Below are 244 nucleotides of genomic sequence, written 5' to 3' on the forward strand. Positions count from 1 at the left end.
CCCGGCCTGTTCGGCGGCGGTCAGGCCCAGGGCCTGCTCGATGGTCAGCGCCAGCGTCTGATGAGCCAGATTGGCGAAGACCTCAACGACACGCTGCTGTATGTCTACCGCGACCTGTCCGATGCCGAGCTGGAAGAGTTCGCCACCTTTGCCGAGTCGCCGGACGGCAAGGCTTACTACCAGGCAGCCCTGGCCGCTGTACGCGCAGGCCTGGCGGTTGGCCAGAGCACCAACGACCTGAAGT

The 244-nt window shown here is 65.6% G+C and carries 1 protein-coding gene; it reads left to right on the forward strand.

The window, feature by feature from the left end; genetic code table 11:
• The coding region (locus FQ668_RS27220) for a DUF2059 domain-containing protein (RefSeq protein ID WP_144180742.1) at positions 1 to 244 on the forward strand (244 nt) is incomplete at both ends.

It is taken from the genome of Pseudomonas sp. Kh14 (genome assembly GCF_900291005.1).
GTDB lineage: Bacteria > Pseudomonadota > Gammaproteobacteria > Pseudomonadales > Pseudomonadaceae > Aquipseudomonas > Aquipseudomonas alloputida.